Here is a 22128-nt window from a genome sequence, read left to right on the forward strand (position 1 = left end):
CTCTAGCATGCATACGGTGGTTTTCGGCTGGTTCGGCGTCTCGGTCATCTGGCTCGTGCCCTTGGCCTTGCGTCTCGCAATTGCGGCATTCACGCGCGACACCCCAGCGCGCGGACGCGGCACGATCCGGCTTTGGCTCGGCTTCGTCGGCGTCTTCGTGGGCAGCGGCGCGCTCGAAGCGGCGCTCGCACCCCATACGGGCAATGCGCTTGGGCACGCGGTGCTCGGCCTCGCGCTGCGCGCGCTAGGACGAGGCGCCTTCTTCGTGGCGCCCGCGCTCGTCTTCGCGGGCCTGCCTTGGCTCATCGGCTTTTCTTGGCGCGATACGTTACGTTGGGCCGATCGTGCCTTCGGCCTCGGCTTGAACATCGGGCCAAGCGCATCCTCGTCGGGCCCGGCGGCCGCCGCGCGCGACAACGAGCCGCGGGCGGCGCGCGGCGGCCTTTCCGGCTCCACGTTCCGCGCGAACACGTCCAACGCCATGGCGCCGAAATCGACAGGCCGCTATGCCCGGCCCACGGTCTGGCAACCGCCTCCGATTTCGAACACGAAGGCACGGACCACCACGTCTGTCGAGCCCGGCATGCCGCGCGGCAGCCTGCGCGACGCACGCGGCGCCGGCGCCAAACCGTTCGAGCCGACCACACCGGTTCGGGCCGCGCAACAAGGCGCGGGATGGAGCGCAAACGACAAGTCAGGCACGGGACGCGGTGCGCGCCCTATGCCGAACATGTCGACCATTCCAAACACGGCGAACGTGCGGCCTCGTCCACCGACGGGTTCGGCTGCGAACCCCCACCCTGCCGCCGCGCCGGCTCAGCCACGCTCCGGTGCCGCCGCGGCCGCGATCGGCTTCGCCGGCAGCCGCGCTGCGTACGCCACGGCCGGCGGGTCGCCGACGGCTCCGAGCGCGCCGCCGCTCGCTTCGCCCGCACAACCTTCGCCAGCGAAACCTGCGTCGACACGGCCTGCATCCACAGAGCCTTCGTCGACGCAGGCGGCAGCCGGCCAGCCTGCCCGGCCGCTCTCGCGGCCGCATGTTCCGCAGGTGGCCATGGCGCCTCGCTCGGCCGCGCCGGGCGAGGCGCCGCCCGGTGTGCTCGAGACACTGCGCGCGATCGAGGCGAACGCTGCGCAGTGGACTGCGCTCGCAAGTTCGAGCCTCGCCCGGCGCGGGGCAGGACCGGCGCCGCGCGACGCAGCCTCGGGAGCCGGGGTGCCCACCCACGCCAACGCGGGCACGGTCGCAACGTCTAGCCCAGCGCCATCGGCCAATGTCGAATCCGCACCGAGCAACGCCGCCGCCGATTCGCCTGCGCCCATACTGCCGCCAACGCCAACGCAGCAGCCGACCACGGCGTCAGATTCGTTTGCGCGCCATGCCGTGGACGACACCTCGGCCGTTCCCACCCCCGCATCCGCCGCCACCGCATCCGCGGGCGCTGAATCGACGCGACGCGCGGGAGGCGAGCCCGACGCGCAGGGCGAGGACCCGCACGTGGGCATGACGGCAAGCGAATCGAACGACGTGCCGCCGTGGGCGGACGACGACGAACCGCTCGATTCACCCGAGCGTGTCGCGCCTCCCGCGGGCGCGATGCCCTCCGAGAACGCGACGCAGCGCACGGACGCCACGGACGGACCAACGCCGGCGACACCGGTGCTCATCGAACTCGCATCGTCTTCGAAGGTCAATGCGCAACCCGCCGCCGCGGCAATGCCAACGGCCGCGGTTGCCGGCACGGCAACACCCGTCTCGCCCCTCCCGGCCGCGGCGCCGGGATCACAGTCGTCAACGCTGGCGGCGGCCCCTGCCGCGCCGGCGGCCGCCGAACTCACCCCGGTCCGCGGCCATACTCCGGCCGAGTTCACGTTCCATGCGCCTGCCGCCTCGGCGGTCGAACTGCCGACGCTCGATCTGCTCGAGCCCGCGTCGGCTGAAACGGAAGAGATCCCGGCGGAACGCCTCTCCCAAACGGGGCAGTTGATCGAGCAACGCCTGCAGGAATTCAAAGTACCGGTGACCGTCGTCGGCGCATCGGCGGGCCCCGTCATCACGCGCTTCGAGATCGAGCCGGCGCTCGGCGTGCGCGGCAGCCAGATCGTCGGTTTGATGAAGGACCTCTCGCGCGGGCTGGGCCTTACGTCGATCCGCGTCGTCGAAACGATCCCCGGCAAGACCTGCATGGGGCTCGAACTGCCGAACGCGAAGCGGCACACGATCCGGCTGTCCGAGATCATAGCGGCCGACGTCTATCGCCATTCAGCCTCGAAACTGACGCTCGCGATGGGCAAGGACATCACGGGCCATCCCGTCGTCGCCGATCTCGCCAAAGCGCCGCACATGCTCGTCGCGGGCACGACGGGCTCGGGCAAGTCAGTCGCGATCAACGCCATGATCGTCTCGCTGCTCTTCAAGGCGACGCCCGAGGAAGTGCGGCTCATCATGATCGACCCGAAGATGCTCGAGTTGTCGGTCTACGAGGGCATTGCGCACCTGCTTGCGCCCGTCGTCACGGACATGAAGCTCGCCGCAAACGCGCTCAACTGGTGCGTCGGCGAGATGGAGAAGCGCTACCGGCTCATGTCGGCCGTCGGCGTGCGCAATCTTGCCGGCTTCAATCAAAAGCTGCGCGACGCCCAGGCCGCGGGCAAGAAGATCGGCAATCCGTTTTCGCTGACGCCGGAGGCCCCCGAGCCGCTGTCGCCGTTGCCGTTGATCGTCGTCGTCATCGACGAGCTCGCCGATCTGATGATGGTGGCGGGCAAGAAAATCGAAGAGCTGATCGCGCGGCTGGCCCAGAAGGCGCGCGCGGCCGGCATCCATTTGATCCTCGCGACGCAACGTCCGTCCGTCGACGTCATCACGGGGCTCATCAAGGCGAACATTCCGACACGCGTCGCGTTCCAAGTCTCCTCGAAGATCGATTCGCGCACGATCCTCGATCAGATGGGCGCCGAATCGCTGCTGGGCCAGGGCGACATGCTGTTCCTGCCGCCCGGCACCGGCTACCCACAGCGCGTGCACGGCGCGTTCGTGGCCGACGAAGAGGTTCACCGCGTCGTCGAGCACTTGAAGCAGTTCGGCGAGCCGCAGTACGAGGAAGGCATTCTCGACGGCCCGGCAACGGACGGAGCGCCGCAAGACTTGTTCGGCGACGCGCCCGACGCCGAGGCCGATCCGCTCTACGACGAAGCCGTGGCGTTCGTCGTTCGCACGCGCCGCGCGTCGATCTCAGCCGTGCAGCGGCAGCTTCGGATCGGCTACAACCGCGCGGCGCGTCTGGTCGAGCAGATGGAAGCGGCGGGGCTCGTTTCGTCGATGAGCACGGGCGGCAGCCGCGAGGTGCTCGCGCCGCCGGGCGCGGAGCCTTGAGGACGAGTAGCCGCCCGCGTAAAACGTGCGCGGCACTTGCAAGAACTAGCCGGTCGCGGCTCAGCTTCGCCGCGACGCGCACCGAGATGGGCAGAGGCACGGCAATCCCGCCCCGCGGCTTTGGACAATCGGCATGCGCTGCCGCCGGCACGACAGTTGCAGCACGCTGTAGAACCGAACGCGGCGGCGCCACGCATCGACGGGCCGCGTGTGCACCCGACGCTCGGGTGCAATCGTCATACTCATCCCCTGCCGCTCGCCCCCGTGAGGCGGTAGCTTCGGGCCTACGCGCTTGCTCTGACGCGTAGGCTCTCTTTGTTTTCGCGGAGCGTATTTTCGCAAATGGGCTGCGGGCTACGTCCCAATATGTGCGCGACGCGACATTTCGCGGCGAGCCGATATCGGGCCAGCGCTTTGCATAGGGTCTGAGTGGCACTCGCGCGCCGGCTAGGGTCAGAGCATGCGGGGCCCGAACAAGGGCTACGCCCTTCCCCCAGTTCAATCAAGGAGCCGCTATGAATATCTTCGTCAGCTTGGGACCGCTTGCCGCACTGATCGCCGGCATTTTGATTCTGGTGGTGCCGCGACTCTTGAACTACATCGTCGCGCTCTACCTCATCATCATCGGTTTGCTGGGACTGCTGGGCCCGGGCGCCCACTCGCTGCATCTCTGAGCGAGCGCGCCGGACGCGGATACGCTCAGCCGTTGACGAACTGGTCGAGCCGCAACTTGCCCTGCAACGACAAGCCGCCAACCGCGTAATGACCGTCACCGTCGCGGTGACGCTTGAAGCAGGCCCGCTCGATCAAGAACGCGGCGGCCGTTTCCATGGCGTTGCGCGTGAGGCCGAGGGTGCGGGCATCGAGATGAAGCAAGGCGTCGTCGCCCAGTTCGCGTGCTGCGGAGAGGATCGTGATGCAATCGACCTTCGACGGATTCTGCATGGCGTCAATTCTCGCTATGAGGGTTGATGACAAGCGCATTGAGGGCCGAATGCGCGACACGCTGTGCGTGGCTCGTTATATGGGACGCGCCCGGCCGGAATCCCCGAAGCCCGATTGTAGCGAGCGAATTTGCACCGCGCCAACGCGAAATCGTTTCCACCCCGATCGTCCTAATGCGAGGCGTAAGCTTTGCATAGCCTCTACACGCGAACGCGTACATTGACGCGCATTCGGCGCCACATTCGTATCGGCATTCGCACGGATAGCAGGAGAAATCCCGACACCATGCCTGCGCATATCGAAGATTACGCACTCGTCGGCGACGGCCATACGGCCGCGCTCATTTCGCGAGACGGCTCGGTCGACTGGCTGTGCTGGCCGCGCTTCGATTCGGGCGCCTGCTTCGCCGCACTGCTCGGCACGGCGGAGCACGGCGCATGGCGCATCGAACCGGCGCTCGAAGCCCCCGTGACACATACCCGCCGCTACCGCGACGGCACCTTGGTCCTCGAAACGGATCACGAAACGCCCGACGGCGCCGTCACCGTGATCGACTTCATGCCGCCGGGCAACGGGCGCTCGGAGCTCGTGCGCATCGTCGTGGGCAAGCGCGGCACGGTTCCGATGCGCATGTCGCTGACCTTGCGCTTCGACTATGGGCTGTCGGTACCGTGGGTCACACGGCTCACACATGGAAACGGCATCAAGGCCGTGGTGGGTCCCAACACGGTCGTATTGCGCACGCCGGTGGCGCTGCGCGGCGAGAACATGCACACGGTGGCCGAGTTCACTGTGTCCGAGGGCGAACGAATTCCGTTCGTGCTCGGCTACTCGGTCTCGCACGAGCGGCTGCCGCCCGCAAAAGATCCCTTCGTCTCCCTCGAACACACCGAGCAGCATTGGCGCGGCTGGATCGCGCAATGCAGCGTGCAAGGCCGGTACGCCGAACCGATACGCCGTTCGCTGATCACGCTCAAAGCGCTCGCTTACGATCCGACCGGCGGCATCGTCGCCGCGCCCACCACCTCGCTGCCCGAACGGCTGGGGGGCTCGCGCAACTGGGATTACCGCTACTGCTGGCTGCGCGATGCGACGATCACGCTGCTCGCGCTGATGCGTTGCGGCTTCTACGACGAAGCCCGCGCTTGGCGCGTGTGGCTCGAGCGCGCGCTCGCGGGCTCGCCCGCGCAGGCGCAAATCATGTACGGCGTGGCCGGCGAGCGGCGGCTGCCCGAAACGGAGATCGGCTGGCTGCCCGGCTATGAAGGCGCGAGCCCCGTGCGCATCGGCAACCAAGCGGTCGGTCAGTTGCAGCTCGACGTCTACGGCGAAGTGATGAATGCACTGCATCTCGCGCGCGTCGGCGGCCTGCACGCGGACGAGGCGGTATGGACGCTGCAATGCCTGATGCTCGAGCACCTCGAGTCGATCTGGGCCGAGCCCGACGAAGGGCTCTGGGAAGTGCGCAGCGGCCCGCGCCAGTTCACGTTCTCGAAGGTGATGGCATGGGTGGCGTTCGACCGTGCGATCCGCTCGGCGGAGAAGTTCAAGCTGTCCGGGCCGATCGACCGCTGGCGCACGCTGCGCGATCGCATCCACGCCGACGTCTGCAACAAAGGCTGGAGCAACGAGCGCGGTACGTTCACGCAGGTGTACGGCGGCGACGAACTCGACGCGAGCCTCCTGCTGCTTCCGCTGGTCGGTTTCTTGCCGCCGACCGATCCGCGCATCGCATCGACGACGGCGGCGATCGAGCGCGATCTCACGTTCGAGGGGTTCGTGCGCCGCTACCACACGCACAAAGTCGACGACGGCCTACCGCCGGGCGAAGGCACGTTCCTCGCCTGCAGCTTTTGGATGGTCGACAACCTGGCCCTGCAAGGTCGCATGGACGAAGCGCACGCGATGTACGAACGCCTGGTGGGGCTCGTCAACGACGTCGGCTTGCTGTCCGAGGAGTACGACCCGCAAAGCAAGCGATTCACCGGCAATTTTCCGCAGGCGTTTTCGCACGTCGCACTCGTCCATACCGGTTTGAACCTCATGCGGCATGAACAATCGATCGCGGGCGCGACGGGGCATCCGTCCGAGGCGCACGACCCGACTCAGCCGGCTCAGCCGGCTCGGCCGGCTCGGCCGGATTTGGGAGCCGAGGCGCCATGATACGGCCCCATTAAATAATGGGCACGTCGATGCGCAAAGCTTGATATCGGCACGAATGCTGCGAAGCAGTATTCGGGAAAATACCCGGCCGGCTGGTGGAATTGCTGCGTTGCACCAAGAACGTTTGTCCTTTATCATCAACTGAATAACACCGCCACGAGTATCCGTTCGGTCCATCCAGCCGCGACGCCGAGCGCCGCCTTTTATTGCCCCGTCCCTACCCCCCGCGGGAGCCCTACATCATGCTTTACCAGTTTTACGAGTTTCAGCGCGCGCTCTTGAATCCGCTGACGGCCTGGGCCCAGGCCGCCTCGAAATCCTTCGCCAATCCCGCGAGCCCGTTCGCCTACGTGCCCGGCGCGACGCGCTTGTCCGCCGGCTATGAATTGCTTTACCGGCTCGGCAAGGATTACGAGAAGCCCGAATTCGATATTCATCAAATCGTCAAAGAAGGCCACAATATCCCGATCATCGAGCAGACGATCGTCGAAAAGCCGTTCTGCCGTCTGCTTCGCTTCAAGCGTTTCGCCGACGACTCCGATGCCGTCGCGCAATTGAAGGACGAGCCCGTCGTGCTCGTCTGCGCGCCGCTGTCGGGACACCATTCGACGCTGCTGCGCGATACCGTGCGCACGCTGCTGCAGGATCACAAGGTCTACATCACCGACTGGATGGATGCGCGCATGGTCCCGCTGGAGGACGGCCCGTTCCATCTCGACGACTACGTCGCCTACATCCAGGAATTCATCCGCCACATCGGCGCGAAGAACCTGCACGTGCTGTCCGTCTGTCAGCCGACGGTGCCCGTGCTCGCCGCGATTTCGCTAATGGCGAGCCGCGGCGAGGACACGCCGCGCACGATGACGATGATGGGCGGCCCGATCGACGCACGGCGCAGCCCCACGTCGGTCAACTCGCTCGCGATGCAGCACTCGTATCAGTGGTTCGAGAACAACGTGATTCACACCGTGCCCCCGAACTATCCGGGCGTCGGTCGCCACGTCTATCCGGGCTTCTTGCAACATGCGGGCTTCGTCGCGATGAACCCCGAACGCCACGCGGCCTCGCATTGGGACTTCTATCAAAGCATGCTGCGCGGCGATGAGGACGACGCCGAGGCGCACCGCCGCTTCTACGACGAGTACAACGCGGTGCTCGACATGGCCGCCGAGTACTACCTCGATACGATCCGCATCGTCTTTCAGGAATTCAGCCTCGCCGAGGGCACGTGGGAAGTCGACGGCGAACTCGTTCGGCCGCAAGACATCAAGAAGACGGCGTTGTTTACGATCGAGGGCGAGCTCGACGACATCTCGGGCTGCGGGCAAACGCGCGCCGCGCACGATCTCTGCACGGGCATTCCCGAGAAGCACAAGCACCACTTCACCGCCGAAAAATGCGGCCATTACGGTATTTTCTCCGGCCGTCGCTGGCGCACGATCATCTATCCGCAACTGCGCGACTTCATCCTCGAGCACAACAAGGAAACGAAACGCACGAGCGAACCCGTGGAAGCATGATCGCGGGCGCCGGCCCGTGCCGGCGCCGCCCTACCGCGGCTTACTTGCGCATGAGATAGGCGAGCAGCAACTCGGTATTCATACGCATCATCTCGGCACGCTCGGCCGGCGAACTGAAGTCCCGGCCCAGCGTGGCTTCGAGCGTGAATCGATTGGACACGCTGTAATAGCCGAGCCCCGAAAGCGCAACGTAGAAGCGCAATGGATCGACGTTCGTGCGAAACAGGCCCGCGCGTTGCCCCCGCTCGAGAATTGAAGAGAGCGTCGCCACCATCGGCGAAATCATTTCTCGAATGCGCGGCGATTTCTGGATATAACGCGCTTCGTGCAGATTTTCGTTATTGATGAGACGCAGCAGATCCGGATGATCGCGATAGTAGTCCCACACGAAATGCGCGAGCCGCGTAATCGCTTCGATGGGCGCGACGCCGTTCAAATCGAGTGTTTTTTCCGCCTCCGTCAATGCGCCGAAAGCGTGTTCGAGCACAGCCGTGAAAAGCTGCTCTTTGCTACCGAAGTAGTAATAGAGCATCCGCTCGTTCGTCTCCGCGCGCCGGGCAATTTGATCGACGCGCGCGCCGAACAAACCCCCATTTGCGAACTCTTCGGCCGCCGCAAGCAGAATACGACGCCGGGTCCCTTCTGGATCTCTTTTGATTTTCGATTGATTCATGGTGGCCTTTTTGCTTCGTGAGCCGCGTTGCCCCGTCATGCAGCCGGCCCTCCTCGACCTACGCCGGCAACATGGACGAGCGCGCCATTTTTTTGGGGAACACCGTGCGTCTCGTGCGAAAAAGCGCTTCGATTATGGCACATGGTTGACCGATGGCAATCCGGGAAATCGGCGATAATGCGCTCTTTTCCCGCACGCGAAACGCATCCGCGGCCGCCCAATGCCAGCGCGGCGCAACGCACCGCCCGCGTGCTCAAGACGTACCGAACGTGACCGATCGTGTGACTCTCGCAGACCGCATCGAGGATCTGCTCCCGCAAACGCAATGCACGAAGTGCGGCTATGCCGGCTGCCGGCCCTATGCCGAAGCCGTGGCGCGCGGCGAGGCCGGCTATAACCAATGTCCGCCCGGCGGCGCGCAAGGCATCGCGCGCCTGGCCGCCCTGCTCGGCCGGCGCGCGATGCCTTTGAACCCCGCCAACGGCGAGGAGCGGGCCCGGCCGCTCGCCGTCATCGACGAAACGCTGTGCATCGGCTGCACGCTCTGCATGCAGGCATGCCCGGTCGATGCGATCGTCGGCGCGCCCAAGCTCATGCATACGGTCGTGGCCGAACTGTGCACGGGCTGCGACCTTTGCGTCGCGCCATGCCCCGTCGATTGCATCGCGATGATGCCCGCGACAGGCGAGCGAACAGGCTGGGACGCCTGGAGCCAAGCGCAAGCCGACGCGGCCCGGGTGCGCCATGACCGGCGCATGGCAAGGCTTGCGCGCGAGCGCCAAGCGGCAGAGGCCCGTGCCGCGGCTCGCCGTGCCGAGGCGGCCGCCGGCGCGGGTATACCCAGCGCGAATGCGTCCGACGCGAGCCCTCCGGTGGAAGACGCAGCCGCGGAAAAACGCGCGATCATCCAAGCCGCGCTCGAACGCGCACGCCAGAAGAAGGACGCGCTGGCGGCCCAGGGCATCGCCCCGAAGAACGTCGCAAACGTCAGCGCGGATGTCCAAGCGCAAATCGACGCCGCGGAAGCACGCCGGCAGCGGCTCAGCGCCTCGTCTCCGGCGAACGACGCCGCACCCGCCTCCGATCGTTCCGCCCGCCCCGCCGCACCCGATCGCGCGGGGGCAACCGACACGTCGAACGGGAATCGAGCTGACGATCCGAATGACTTAACCATGCCGCGTCGGCCCGCCGACGACGATCGCTGAGCCTTTCCTTGCCACCCGCGAGCGCTGCATGAACGCACAAAAACGACGCGCCATCTACGAGACGTTGCAAAGCCTCAATCCGCATCCGACCACCGAACTCGAATACAAGACGCCGTTCGAATTGCTGATCGCCGTGATGCTGTCCGCGCAGGCGACGGACGTCTCCGTCAACAAGGCGACGCGCAAGATGTTCCCCGTGGCGAATACCCCGCAGACCCTGCTCGCGCTCGGCGAAGCCGGCGTATCCGACTACATCAAGACGATTGGGCTTTATCGGACCAAAGCGAAGAACGTCATCGCCACGAGCCGCATCGTGCTCGAGCAGTACGGCGGCGAAGTGCCGGCCGAGCGCGAGGCGCTCGAAAGCCTGCCCGGCGTCGGCCGCAAGACGGCGAACGTCGTGCTCAATACGGCGTTCGGGCAGCCTACCATTGCCGTCGACACGCATATCTTTCGCGTGGCCAATCGGACGGGCCTCGCGCCGGGCAAGGACGTACGCGCCGTCGAAGCCTCGCTCGAGAAGTTCACGCCGCCCGAGTTTCGTCACGACGCTCACCATTGGCTGATCCTGCACGGCCGCTATGTCTGCAAGGCGCGCCGGCCCGAATGCTGGCACTGCGCCATCGAGCCGATATGCGAGTACAAGCCGAAGACGCCGCCACCCGAGCTTTGAACACATGCGGCGGCCGCCGCCGCTTCGCGCGACGCGCCGCACACGATGTCGTGACAACCGGTTGCGACGGCGGCTTGCCGCCGACTCATTGATTGGCTTCGAGCGACACGGCCTCGTCGTGAGCGCCGCCGCCGGCACGCACGAGCCACAACACCGCCGCGAGCACGCCAACACCCCCGACCCATTGCAGCGGCGCCAACCGTTCGCCAAGCAAGATCGCAGCGAGCAACACCGTGACGACGGGCTCGAGCGTCGAGAGCATCGACGTGCGCGCCGCGCCGAGCCGCGCAAGCCCTGCGAAGAACGAGAGCATCGCCGTCACCGTCGAGACGAGCGCGATCGCGATGATCGCGGCCCATGCGGGCGCGGTAGCAGGCAGATGCGGCGGCGCACCTGCCAACGTGCGCGCGATCGACACCGTGCAGAACACGGCAGCCGCCGACAAGCAGACGATGGCCGTCGTCGCGAGCGGATCGACGTCGCGCGTCACGCGCGCGCCGGCCACGATGTAGAGCGAATAGACGACGGCCGCCGCGAGCGCGAGCGCAATGCCGAGCGGATCGCCTCGGCCGCCTCCGACCATCAACGCCGAGCCTGCCAAGCACAGGACGAGCGCGGCGGCTTTCACGCGCGTCAGACGCTCTCCGAGCCAAAGCGCCGCCAGCAGCGTGACGAACGCCGGATAGAGGTACAGCAAAAGCGCAACGAGACTCGCCTGTGCGTGCTGCAGCGCAGTGAAATAGCAGAGCGACTGGCCGACGTAGCCGAGCGCACCCATCGCGACGATGCCCCAAAGCGTGCGCCCGCGCGGCCAGGCAACGCCTCGCCGGCATGCGACGGCCGCGAGCAGCGTCCCGCCGATCAGGAAACGAAGCGTGAGCAGACCGAGCACGTCGGTGCCGCCTGCGTAGGCATAACGGCCGAAGATCGGCATCGCGCCGAAAGCACTGGCGGATAACGCCACGAGCAGAGCGCCGCGCACCGTATCGGCGCGCGGGTGAGTATCGGGAGAACGCATCGGGGACATCGTTGTTATCGTCGTGGTCGGCAAAGCTGTGCACGGCCGCGGCCGTACCGGGCCGACCCCGGCACGAGATGGGCCATGCCCGGCGATTCTACCCGTCCGGCATGATTCGCAGCCCGACGCCCAGCACCGCGCGGCGTAAAATGGCGGATTGGCCGTGAACGGCGGCGCTGCTGGGCGTCGCGCAGCGCGGCGCTATTCAAAGCAAAGGTCGATCCATACGATGTTCAATCCGAGCCGCGACGAAGTCCGACGCTTTTTCATCGACACCTGGCGCAAGCAGCGCACGGGCGAGATTCTCACCCCGCTCGAGGCGATAGCGGCCGATTGGATCGTCGAGCATCCCGAGTACCAAGCCGAGTTGGCCGACGAAGCGACGGCAGCGGCCGACTATGCCCCCGAGGCCGGCCGCACGAATCCGTTCCTGCATTTGTCGATGCATCTCGCAATCAGCGAACAGCTCTCGATCGACCAGCCGCCGGGGATCCGCGCCGCCCACGAGCGGCTCGCGGCACGGCTTGGCTCGACGCACGAGGCGCAGCACGCGATCATGGAATGCCTCGGCGAGACGATTTGGGAGGCGCAACGCAGCAACACGCCGCCCGATACCGACGCGTATCTCGCCCGAATCGAGCGGCGAGCATCACGCGATTGAGGCCCGCTTAAGACGGGTTAAGGCGGATTAAGACGAGATCGAGCGAGACTGCGACATGTTGTCGCGGGAGGGGTCGCAGGGGCATTCGTTGTAAAAAAACACCCCGCCGGAGCGGGGTGCTTGCATATCGATGCCGGTCATGCGAGTGCCGAATGCGGCACGATGCCCAACGCCGTCGGCGTCTTACTTTTTGTCGACCAGATTGCTCGGCAGCGACTCGAGGTAGGCTCCGATGTCCTTCATGTCGCTCAGCGACAAGCTTTGCACCTGCGCCTGCATGATCGCGTTGCTGCGGCCGAAGTTCGGGTTGCCCGTACCCGTCTGGTACGCGCGCAGCGCCCAGTAGATATAGTCGGCATGCTGGCCGGCCAGCTTCGGGTAATCGTTGCTGACGGGGTTCGTGAACGTGGCCCCGTGGCAGGCCGCGCAGTTGTGGGCTTCGACGAGCGCCTTGCCGTTGTCGATACTGGCCGCGTGGGCCGAACCGATCGTGCCGCCGAGCGCGACGAGCGCTGCCCCTGCAGCCTTGGCGACGATGGCGAGTGCCTGATCAGGCTTGTTCATGAATTCTCCTATCCCGCGAAATGAGGTAGCTGAAAGCGGCCGAGAGGACGGTCACTTGTCGGGATTGTTCGTCGACGCCGGCGTTTGCGAGGCGTAGTACGCCGCGATATCGGCGATGTCTTGATCCGACAGCGATGACGCAACGGCGTGCATCGTCTGGAAGTGGCGATCGCCCTTCTTGTACTCGTGCAGCGCGTTTTCGAGGTATTGCTGATTCTGCCCGCCGAGCTTCGGCACGCGATAGACCTCGGGGAACGCCGTGCGGTAGTCGGGAATGCCGTGACAGCCGATGCACATCGCGACCTTGCCCTGGCCCGCCTTCGCATTGCCGACCACATCGGCCGCCTGCGCGCTCACCGCAAACCCCGCGAGCACGGCGAGCGCTGCGGTCACGACATGTTTGCCGACGAAAGAGTTCATAGGTTCTACCTGGCTTAAGGGGAAACGAGCGCCCGCTAAAAGCCTGCGGGCAATGGCGCTGCGCCGTTCTTGTTGTCGAAATCGCAACGAGCGGCCAAAAAAATCGCGGCAATTGTACCGCGCGGCTCGACCGGGCGTCCACCCGGCTGCGCCGGCCTTCGCCGCGCGCGAGCCGTCCGACACGATAAGGCCGCGCGGGAAAAGCGCCAAGCCCTTCTGACTTATACTGGGATTTTTTTCCAAAGAGCAGGCCGCCATGCGCTTCGAAGGCTCGTCGCAGTACGTCGCCACCGACGATCTCAAACTCGCCGTCAACGCCGCGATCACGCTCAAGCGCCCGCTCTTGATCAAGGGCGAGCCCGGCACCGGCAAGACGATGCTCGCCGAAGAAGTCGCGGCCTCGCTCGGCATGCCGCTCTATCAGTGGCACATCAAATCGACGACCAAAGCGCAGCAGGGCCTGTACGAGTACGACGCCGTTTCGCGTCTGCGCGATTCGCAGCTCGGCGATGCGCGCGTGCAGGATATCGCGAACTACATCGTCAAGGGCGTACTCTGGCAGGCGTTCGAATCGGACGTGCCGGCCGTGCTGCTCATCGACGAAATCGACAAGGCCGACATCGAATTCCCGAACGACTTGCTGCGCGAGCTCGATCGCATGGAATTTCACGTCTACGAAACGCGCGAGATCGTGCGCGCCAAGCACCGGCCGCTCGTCGTCATCACCTCGAACAACGAGAAGGAGCTGCCCGACGCGTTCCTGCGCCGCTGCTTCTTCCATTACATCCAATTCCCGGATCCGTCGACGATGCAGCGGATCGTCGACGTCCATTACCCCGGCATCCGCGAGGACCTGCTGCGGGCGGCGATGGCGAGCTTCTTCGAACTGCGTGGCGTATCGGGCCTGAAAAAGAAGCCGTCGACGTCCGAACTGCTCGATTGGCTCAAGCTTCTGCTCGCCGAAGACATTCCGCCCGAGGCGCTGCGCTCGCCCGATCAGAAGCAAATCGTGCCGCCGCTCGCGGGCGCGCTGTTGAAAAACGAGCAAGACCTCAGCCTCTTCGAGCGCCTGGTCTACATGAATCGGCACAACCGCTAACCCCAAGGGCGGCAAGCCGCGCCGCGGCAGCGCTGCCGTACGAGCTACGAGGAGACCGTCGCATGCCCCGCTGGATCGAGCCCGTCACGCTGCAGGGCGAACATGTCGTGCTGGAACCCCTCACGCTCGAGCACGCGCCCGCACTCGCGCAAGCCGCCGCGGACGGGGAGTTGTGGAAGCTGTGGTTCACGAGCGTGCCTGCGCCGGGCAACGAGCGCGAGTACGTCGAAACGGCGCTCGACTTGGCCGAGCGCGGCAGCGCGACGCCGTTCGCGGTGCGCGAAGCGAGAACGAGCGAAGTCGTCGGCACCACGCGGCTGTTGAACGTCGAGGCCACGCATCGCCGGCTCGAGATCGGCGCCACCTGGTATGCGAAGCGATGCCAGCGCTCGCCGCTCAATACCGAGGCGAAGTATCTACTGCTGCGCCATTCGTTCGACGTGTTGCGCGCCATCGCCGTCGAGTTTCGCACGCACGTCATGAATCATCGCTCGCGCGCCGCCATCGCGCGGCTCGGCGCCAAGCAGGACGGCATCTTGCGCAACCATCAGATCGGCCGCGACGGCATCTATCGCGATACCGTGGTCTTTTCGATCATCGAATCGGAATGGCCGGCCGTGCGGCAGAACCTGCTGTTCAAGCTCGGGCGCTAGGGCGTCAGGCGCATCGCTATTCGAAGGCATCGGCATGCTGATCGACTTTTTCTACACGCTGCGCGCGGCTCGGTTGCCGGTGTCGGTCAAAGAATACTTGACGCTCCTCGAGGCGCTGCGCGAGCGCGTGATCGGGCCTTCGCTCGACGAGTTCTACTACCTCGCGCGCCTCGTGCTGATCAAGGACGAACGCTACTTCGACAAATTCGATCAAGCGTTCGGCGCCTACTTTCGCGGCGTACAGCAGCTAACCGATGCGGCCTTCGCGTTGCCGCTCGACTGGCTCGAGCAGCGCCTACGCCGCGAGCTCACGGCCGAAGAGAAAGCGCAAATCGACGCGATGGGCGGAATCGACAAGCTGATGGAGCGGCTCAAAGCGCTGTTCGACGAGCAAAAGGGACGTCACGAGGGCGGCAATAAATGGATCGGCACGGGCGGCACGTCGCCGTTCGGCAACGGCGGCTACAACCCCGAAGGCATTCGCATGGGCGGACAATCCGCCGGCAACCGAACCGCCGTCAAGGTTTGGGAAACGCGCGCCTATCGCGATTACGACGATCAAGTCGAAATCGGCACGCGTAACATCAAGGTCGCCCTGCGGCGGCTGCGCCGCTTCGCGCGCGAAGGCGCGGCCGACGAACTCGATCTGCCCAATACGATTCGCAGCACGGCGGCGAACGCGGGCTGGCTCGATCTGAAGATGGTGCCCGAGCGGCACAACACCGTGAAAGTGCTGATGCTGCTCGACGTCGGCGGCTCGATGGACGATCACATCAAGCGCACCGAGGAACTGTTCTCCGCGGCGAAAGCGCAGTTCAAGCATCTCGAGTTCTATTACTTCCACAACTGCGTCTACGACCACTTGTGGAAAAACAACCGGCGCCGGCACGTCGAGCGCATGCCGACCTGGGACCTGCTGCACAAGTACACGCCCGACTACAAGCTCATCTTCGTCGGCGACGCCACGATGAGCCCGTACGAAGTGCTGCAAGCGGGCGGTTCCGTCGAATACAACAATCCCGAGGCCGGCGCGGTCTGGCTGCGGCGGCTCGCCGATCGATTCCCGCACCATGCGTGGCTCAACCCCGAGCCGGAAGCGTTGTGGGAATATCGCCAATCCGTGGCGGTCATCCGTCAGTTGCTCGGCGAGCGCATGTATCCGCTGACGCTCGCCGGGCTCGAAACCGCGATGCGCAGGCTCAGCAAATAGCCCCGATGACTTCCCCTTCCACCCCCGATCTGCCCGGCCCGCCCACGATCCGCCGCGCGCTTTTGCAACCGTTCGCCGATACGTCGCTGCATTCGATCGTCGCGGGCTTCGTCGCGATGATGACGGGCTATACGAGCTCGCTCGTGCTCGTCTTCCAGGCCGGCCGCGCCGCGCAGTTGTCGGACGCGCAGGTCTCGTCGTGGATCTGGGCGCTCTCGATCGGCATGGCGTTCTCGACGATCCTGCTCTCGCTGCGCTTTCGCACGCCCGTCGTGGTCGCCTACTCGACTCCGGGCGCCGCGCTCTTGATCGCGGCGCTGCCGCACGTGCCGTATGCCGACGCGATCGGCGCCTTCATCGTCTGCGCGGTCCTGATCACGGCCGTCGGGCTCACGGGCTGGTTCGACGCACTCATGAAGCGTGTGCCGGCCGGCATCGCGGCAGCGCTGCTCGCGGGCATTCTGTTCGAAATCGGCATCGAGATCTTCCATGCGGCTCAGTATCAAACGACGCTCGTACTGACGATGTTCTTCGTCTACCTGTTCGTGAAACGCCTTGCGCCGCGCTATGCGATCTTGACGACGCTCGTCGTCGGCACCGCGACAGCGGCCGTGCTCGGGCTCATCGACTTCAGCCATTTTCACGTCGCGCTCGCGCATCCGGTGTTCACGATGCCGCACTTCACGCTGTCGGCCGCCGTGAGCCTTGGCGTGCCCCTGTTCGTCGTCGCCATGGCGTCGCAAAACATGCCGGGGCTCGCCGTGCTGCGCGCCGACGGCTACACCCCGCCGTCGGCGCCGCTCATTTCGACGACCGGCATCGCCTCGCTCGTGCTGGCTCCGTTCGGCTCGCACGGCATCACGCTCGCGGCGATCACCGCCGCCATCTGCACCGGCCCCGAAGCGCACGAGGACCGGACCAAGCGCTACACGGCCGCGATCTGGTGCGGCTTGTTCTACCTCGTCGCCGGCATCTTCGGCGCGACAATCGCCGCCCTGTTCGCGGCCTTGCCCAAAGCGCTCGTCGTTTCAGTGGCCGCGCTCGCGCTGTTCGGCTCGATCATGAGCGGCCTCACGAACGCGATGAGCAACGTCCGCGAGCGCGAAGCGGCGCTCGTGACGTTCATGGTGACGGCCTCGGGGCTCACGCTGCTCTCGATCGGCTCGGCTTTTTGGGGGCTCACCGCAGGCATCATCACGCAAGTCGTGCTCAATGCGCGGCGTACCTAGGCATGAGCCAACCGCTACCGCCCGGCACCGATTGCGCCCGCCGCGCCCACTCGCGCGCAGCAGGCCTAAAATAGGCTTATTCGTACCGGGTCGAACCGCGAACCGTTTTTGGCGGTTCGACCCTTATCCCAACCATCCCGCAGGCGCTTAGCGTCAGAGAACCAGCCATGACCAATGCTCTCGACCAACTAAAGCAGTACACGATCGTCGTCGCGGACACCGGCGACTTCCAGCAGCTCGCGCAATACAAACCGCGCGATGCCACCACGAACCCCTCGCTGATCCTCAAAGCGGTCCAAAAAGACGCCTACAAGCCGCTGCTCGAGAAAACGGTGCGCGAGCACGCGAGCAAACCGGCCACCGCGATCATCGATCACTTGCTGATCGCCTTCGGCTGCGAAATCCTCAAGATCATTCCTGGGCGCGTGTCAACCGAAGTCGACGCGCGGCTCTCGTTCGACGCCCAACGCTCGATCGACAAAGCGCACGAGATCATCAAGCTCTACAAAGCGGCGGGCATCGAGCGCGAGCGTGTGCTGATCAAGCTCGCGTCGACCTGGGAAGGGGTGCGCGCTGCCGAGGCGCTGCAAAAGGAAGGCGTGAACTGCAACATGACGTTGCTGTTCTCCCCGGTGCAGGCGGCGGCCTGCGCGGAGGCTGGCGCGAAGCTGATCTCGCCGTTCGTCGGCCGCATCTACGATTGGTACAAGAAGCAGGCAGGCAGCGACTGGGATGAGGCAAAAATGGGCGGCGCCAACGATCCGGGCGTGCAATCGGTGCGTCGCATCTACGCCTACTACAAGCACTTCGGCTACGACACCGAGGTGATGGGCGCGAGCTTCCGCACGACGAGCCAGATCGTCGAGTTGGCGGGCTGCGACTTGCTGACGATCAGCCCCGATCTGCTGCAAAAGCTGCACGACAGCAATGACCCGGTCGAGCGCAAGCTCTCGGACAAGGCGTCCGGCGAAGCGATCGAGCGCATTGCCGTCGACGAGTCGTCGTTCCGTTTCCAACTCAACGACGATGCCATGGGAACCGAAAAGCTTGCCGAAGGCATCCGCACATTCGCGGCCGACGCGATCAAGCTCGAAAAGTTGATCGACTCGCTGCGTTGAGGTGCATTTCCCCCGCCAGAAGGAGACGATGATGGTGGTTCAACCTTATCTGTACTTCTACGGCCGCTGCGACGAAGCGCTCGCGTTCTACGAGCAGGCGCTCGGCGCCGAGGTCACGTTCAAGATGCGCAACAAGGACGCGCCCGCCGAGTATGCGGCCGAGGGCGAAGCGGGCGAGCGCATCATGCACGCATCGTTCAAGGTCGGGCAGACCACGCTGATGGCCACCGACGGCATGCCGACCGACACCACGCCGCCCGCCTATTCCGGCTTCAGCATTTCGGTGTCGCTCGACAGCGTGGCCAAGGGGGAAAAGATTTTCGATGCGCTCGCGCAGGGCGGCCAAGTGCGCTTTGCCTGGCAGCCGACGTTCTGGGCCAAGGGTTTCGGCACGGTCACCGACAAATTCGGCGTGCCGTGGATGGTCAACGTCGAAAACAAGGAGCCTTGAGCGCGCAGTTGTTCCGCTTGCTCGACTCAGCGCGGGCGGCGCATCTGCGCGCTGGCCGCAATGTCCCCTTCGATGTGCCAGTGCGGCTCCGTCTCGGCGAGCAGCCCTCTGAGCGCATCGACTTGCTCCGCAAACCATTGAGCGATCCAGCGCGGCCCCGGCAGCGTTTCGTCGGGCGCCCCCCTCGCCGGACCAACGTGCGCGCCTTCCGCCCCGGACGGCGTCGCGGCCAAGCGCTGCCCCGCGCGCGATTCGGAGCCGAAGCGCAACGCCCGCGCCATCGTCAACAAGCAAGCCCGTTCGGCGCGGGCGTGATCGTCGGTCTCTCCCGCCGCCGCCGGATGCATCGCCGCGCTCGTCGACATCATTTCGAGCGCGCTCAGCGTTGAGCGATGCAAGCGTTGGATGGCCTCCAGCCGCTTCAAGGGAATATCGACCTCTTTCGCCACGGAGGGCATCAGCGAGCGCAGCTTGACCAGCCGGCCGTTCAAGGCGGCGAAGGCCGCGACGTGTGCCTCGACGTCGAGCGGACGACCGCACGCGATGCGTTCGCGGATGCGCGCGCAATCGCGCAGATTGCGTGCGAGCAGATAGCGCCAAGAGTAGGTCGCGTACAGCGGCAAGGCGAATGAAAACGCAAGCGCGATCGCAATGCCGATCAGCACGTTCAGCGTACGCCACAGGCCCGTTTCGATCGTGCTGCCGCCATGCCCTGCCACGATGCAGATCGTGATGGCCGTCAAGAGCGCGATATAGCCGGCTTCACCGATCGCGTAATAACCGCAGACGCCGGCCGCGATCGCCATCAGCACGTAAGTGAGCGGCATCGAACCGATCACGTGCAGTTGAGCGATCAACACGAGCCCGACGAAGGCGCCGAGCGTCGTCCCGAGCGCGCGATCGGCAGCCTTCTTGCGAATGTTGCCGTGATGCTGCAAGCCGCCGATGACGACGAGCACCGTCACCGAAGCCCAAATGCCGTTCGGGACATGAATGCCCGTCGTGACGAGGATCGAGACGAGCATCGCGAGCCCGACGCGAACGCCATGCAGCACGCCCGCATGCCGGAACCGGCAGTACGGCGAGACGACGGCGCGCGGAAGCAACGTCGTCAGCCATCGGAAAGGACGAAAACGGTGGCTCACGATGGAATTTCCTGGCAGCGCGGCGGCGCGACGGATACGAAAAAGGGCAGCACGCGGCCGCCCTCGTTTCGAATCGCCGCATACGCGCCGCTCGTCATGAGCGAACGACGCGTGCCGCGCATCAGCCTTCCACTGCGTCGAGGTAGTCCTCCGGACGCGTACGATCTTCGGCACGGCTCATGCCGATCACGCGTACCGCGGCGCTGACGACGATCGCCACGACGAGGTTCACGACGAGCGACCACACGGCCGCATACCCTGGAATCGCGTGGCCGCCGATATGGATCGCGTAGATCGAACTCTTGAGCCCCAGCGACCCCGCCATCCAGGTGCCCACCGCGATGCCCGCCGCCCAGCCGGCCAGCAGACCGCGCGAATCGAGCTTGCGCGTATAGAGGCCGAGCACGATCGCAGGCAGCGTCTGGATGATCCAGATCCCGCCGAGCAGTTGAAGCTGAATCGCGTAGGTGAGCGGCAGGCCCAGAATGAAGGCGACGGCGCCAACCTTGACGATCAGCGACACGAGCTTGGCAACGCTCGTTTCCTGCTCGTGCGTCATATTGCGGTTGACGAACTCGCGATGGATGTTGCGCGTGTACAGGTTCGACGCGGCAATCGACATGATCGCGGCGGGAACGAGTGCACCGATCGCGATCGCCGCGAACGCCACCCCGACGAACCATGACGGGAAGAAGTGCAGGAACAGGGCCGGCACGGCAAAGTTCGGACCGAACGCCTTGAAGTACGGCGCGAACTCGGGCATGTCCTTCACCCCCGATGCGAGCGCCATGTAGCCGAGCAGCGCAAGCAAGCCGAGCACGAGCGAGTACGCGGGCAACATCGCCATGTTGCGGCGAATCGAGTTGCTCGAGGACGAAGACAGGATCGCCGTGATCGAGTGCGGGTACAGGAACAGCGCGAGCGCCGACCCGACGGCCAGTGTCGCGTAAGCGCTATAGCCGTTCAGGCTCGCGGCGTCGGGCGCCTTGAGCAGCAGCTTCGCATGCGGCACGGCGCTGAAGATGTGGCCGAAGCCGCCGAGCTGCGCCGGAATGACGATGATCGCCGCGATGATCGTGATGTAGATCAGCAAGTCCTTGACGACCGCGATCATGGCCGGGGCGCGCAGACCCGACGTGTAGGTATAGGCGGCGAGAATCGCAAAGGCGATGATGAGCGGCAAATCGCCGACGAAGCCCGACGTGTCGAAGCCGAGGCCACCGATCACCACTTCGATCCCGAGGAGCTGCAGCGCGATATAAGGCATCGTCGCGACGATACCCGTCACGGCCACGGCCAGCGCCAACGTGCGGCTGCCGTAGCGGGCGCTGACGAAGTCGGCCGACGTCACGTAGCCGTGACGCTTGGCGACCGTCCACAACTTCGGAAACACGACGAACGCGAACGGATAGATGAGGATCGTGTAGGGCAACGCGAAAAAGCCCGTCGCGCCGGCGCCGAACACGAGGGCCGGCACGGCCACGAACGTATAGGCCGTGTACAAGTCTCCACCGAGCAGGAACCACGTGACGATCGTGCCGAAGCGGCGGCCGCCGAGGCCCCACTCTTCCAAGTGGTTGAGATCACCGCGCCGCCAGTGAGCGGCGACGAAGCCGAGGATCGTCACCCCGACGAAAAATAGAACGAAAACGAATGTTGCTGTGGCGTTCATCGAGCGTCTCCGGCAGAGGCGCCCGGCTTCGAACGCGTTTTTGTCTTGAAATAGACGACGGCCGTGATGACAGCGCTCGCTAACACCCAGAACAACTGGTACCAATAGAAGAATGGGAAGCCCCACAGTTGCGGGTCGACCTTGTTGTACGACGGCACCCAGATCATGGCGATCCAGGGCACTACCAGCAGCCAGAGCCAGTGCTTGGAGGCTCGATTGGCGTCGGCATTGTGAGCCATGACGTCTCCTCTTTTACTCTTTATCACCCCGCGAGACATCCCCTTGGGGGGGATGGCCCGAATCTCGACCGGCTCGAAACCCGCATGGAGCGCG

Annotated in this window: 21 protein-coding genes; 13 read left to right on the forward strand and 8 right to left on the reverse strand. The window is 65.2% G+C overall.

The genetic code is table 11. The features are described from left to right. The first annotated feature begins 7 nt into the window (after positions 1-7). Both J3485_RS29690 and J3485_RS13745 read left to right on the forward strand, forming a co-directional pair. Complete coding sequence (locus tag J3485_RS29690) at positions 8-3376, forward strand: DNA translocase FtsK (protein ID WP_242538568.1); 3369 nt, start codon at positions 8-10, stop codon at positions 3374-3376. Positions 3377-3891: 515 nt separating this feature from the next. Then, complete coding sequence (locus J3485_RS13745) at positions 3892-4050, forward strand: DUF3096 domain-containing protein (protein WP_206953216.1); 159 nt, start codon at positions 3892-3894, stop codon at positions 4048-4050. A 25-nt stretch (positions 4051-4075) separates the two neighbouring features. Here the strand turns inward: J3485_RS13745 and J3485_RS13750 are convergent, their stop codons facing one another. Then, entirely contained in the window at positions 4076-4321 is a 246-nt protein-coding gene (locus J3485_RS13750; RefSeq protein WP_206953218.1) for a hypothetical protein, read from the reverse strand. A gap of 285 nt (positions 4322-4606) precedes the next feature. On the opposite strand from J3485_RS13750, the gene J3485_RS13755 reads away from it, so the two are divergent. Both J3485_RS13755 and J3485_RS13760 read left to right on the forward strand, forming a co-directional pair. After that, positions 4607-6484 (forward strand): glycoside hydrolase family 15 protein, encoded by a 1878-nt coding sequence (locus J3485_RS13755; RefSeq protein WP_206953220.1) that lies wholly within the window; start codon positions 4607-4609, stop codon positions 6482-6484. Between the two features lie 242 nt (positions 6485-6726). Then, positions 6727-8004: a polyhydroxyalkanoate depolymerase gene (locus J3485_RS13760; RefSeq protein ID WP_206953222.1), complete on the forward strand. Its 1278-nt coding sequence runs from the start codon at positions 6727-6729 to the stop codon at positions 8002-8004. Positions 8005-8044: 40 nt separating this feature from the next. On the opposite strand, the gene J3485_RS13765 is transcribed toward J3485_RS13760, so the two are convergent. Beyond that, the gene (locus J3485_RS13765; protein ID WP_206953224.1) at positions 8045-8677 is read right to left on the reverse strand and encodes a TetR/AcrR family transcriptional regulator; all 633 of its coding nucleotides are present in this window, start codon (positions 8675-8677) and stop codon (positions 8045-8047) included. 269 nt (positions 8678-8946) lie between these two features. On the opposite strand from J3485_RS13765, the gene rsxB reads away from it, so the two are divergent. Together rsxB and nth are read left to right on the forward strand one after the other, a co-directional pair. Next, the gene (gene rsxB / locus J3485_RS13770) at positions 8947-9882 is read left to right on the forward strand and encodes an electron transport complex subunit RsxB (RefSeq protein WP_206953226.1); all 936 of its coding nucleotides are present in this window, start codon (positions 8947-8949) and stop codon (positions 9880-9882) included. A 28-nt stretch (positions 9883-9910) separates the two neighbouring features. Further along, positions 9911-10555, forward strand: a complete 645-nt coding sequence (nth, locus tag J3485_RS13775) for an endonuclease III (RefSeq protein WP_206953228.1) — start codon at positions 9911-9913, stop codon at positions 10553-10555. 85 nt (positions 10556-10640) lie between these two features. On the opposite strand, the gene J3485_RS13780 is transcribed toward nth, so the two are convergent. Next, positions 10641-11573 (reverse strand): DMT family transporter, encoded by a 933-nt coding sequence (locus tag J3485_RS13780; RefSeq protein ID WP_206953230.1) that lies wholly within the window; start codon positions 11571-11573, stop codon positions 10641-10643. A gap of 229 nt (positions 11574-11802) precedes the next feature. On the opposite strand from J3485_RS13780, the gene J3485_RS13785 reads away from it, so the two are divergent. Further along, the gene (locus J3485_RS13785) at positions 11803-12234 is read left to right on the forward strand and encodes a DUF1841 family protein (RefSeq protein ID WP_206953232.1); all 432 of its coding nucleotides are present in this window, start codon (positions 11803-11805) and stop codon (positions 12232-12234) included. Positions 12235-12417: 183 nt separating this feature from the next. Here the strand turns inward: J3485_RS13785 and J3485_RS13790 are convergent, their stop codons facing one another. Both J3485_RS13790 and J3485_RS13795 read right to left on the reverse strand, forming a co-directional pair. Continuing rightward, a complete protein-coding gene (locus J3485_RS13790; protein WP_206953234.1) occupies positions 12418-12798 on the reverse strand; it encodes a c-type cytochrome in 381 nt (126 codons plus the stop codon). Positions 12799-12849: 51 nt separating this feature from the next. Continuing rightward, positions 12850-13218 (reverse strand): c-type cytochrome, encoded by a 369-nt coding sequence (locus J3485_RS13795; protein ID WP_206953235.1) that lies wholly within the window; start codon positions 13216-13218, stop codon positions 12850-12852. Positions 13219-13474: 256 nt separating this feature from the next. On the opposite strand from J3485_RS13795, the gene J3485_RS13800 reads away from it, so the two are divergent. The 6 genes from J3485_RS13800 (at position 13475) to yjdN (ending at position 18978) form a co-directional block, all read left to right on the forward strand. Continuing rightward, entirely contained in the window at positions 13475-14317 is an 843-nt protein-coding gene (locus tag J3485_RS13800) for an AAA family ATPase (RefSeq protein ID WP_206953237.1), read from the forward strand. 62 nt (positions 14318-14379) lie between these two features. Continuing rightward, on the forward strand, positions 14380-14970 hold the full coding sequence (locus J3485_RS13805; RefSeq protein WP_206953239.1) for a GNAT family N-acetyltransferase: 591 nt from the start codon (positions 14380-14382) through the stop codon (positions 14968-14970). A 34-nt stretch (positions 14971-15004) separates the two neighbouring features. Beyond that, positions 15005-16180, forward strand: coding sequence for a vWA domain-containing protein (locus J3485_RS13810; protein WP_206953241.1), 1176 nt, complete (start codon positions 15005-15007; stop codon positions 16178-16180). Between the two features lie 5 nt (positions 16181-16185). Beyond that, complete coding sequence (locus J3485_RS13815; protein ID WP_206953243.1) at positions 16186-17409, forward strand: benzoate/H(+) symporter BenE family transporter; 1224 nt, start codon at positions 16186-16188, stop codon at positions 17407-17409. A gap of 167 nt (positions 17410-17576) precedes the next feature. Further along, complete coding sequence (tal, locus tag J3485_RS13820; protein WP_206953245.1) at positions 17577-18527, forward strand: transaldolase; 951 nt, start codon at positions 17577-17579, stop codon at positions 18525-18527. A gap of 31 nt (positions 18528-18558) precedes the next feature. Continuing rightward, positions 18559-18978 carry a VOC family metalloprotein YjdN gene (gene yjdN, locus J3485_RS13825; RefSeq protein WP_206953247.1) on the forward strand — a complete coding sequence of 140 codons (420 nt, stop codon included), beginning with the start codon at positions 18559-18561 and terminating at the stop codon, positions 18976-18978. A 26-nt stretch (positions 18979-19004) separates the two neighbouring features. Here the strand turns inward: yjdN and J3485_RS13830 are convergent, their stop codons facing one another. The 3 genes from J3485_RS13830 to J3485_RS13840 form a co-directional block, all read right to left on the reverse strand. After that, on the reverse strand, positions 19005-20123 hold the full coding sequence (locus J3485_RS13830) for an FUSC family protein (protein ID WP_309477015.1): 1119 nt from the start codon (positions 20121-20123) through the stop codon (positions 19005-19007). Between the two features lie 121 nt (positions 20124-20244). Then, on the reverse strand, positions 20245-21795 hold the full coding sequence (gene mctP / locus J3485_RS13835) for a monocarboxylate uptake permease MctP (protein WP_206953248.1): 1551 nt from the start codon (positions 21793-21795) through the stop codon (positions 20245-20247). Continuing rightward, complete coding sequence (locus J3485_RS13840) at positions 21792-22034, reverse strand: DUF3311 domain-containing protein (RefSeq protein ID WP_206953255.1); 243 nt, start codon at positions 22032-22034, stop codon at positions 21792-21794. The genes mctP and J3485_RS13840 overlap by 4 nt, the downstream gene beginning before the upstream one ends. Between the last annotated feature and the right edge of the window lie 94 nt (positions 22035-22128).

Origin of the sequence: Trinickia acidisoli, from assembly GCF_017315725.1 — a bacterium.
Lineage (GTDB): Bacteria > Pseudomonadota > Gammaproteobacteria > Burkholderiales > Burkholderiaceae > Trinickia > Trinickia acidisoli.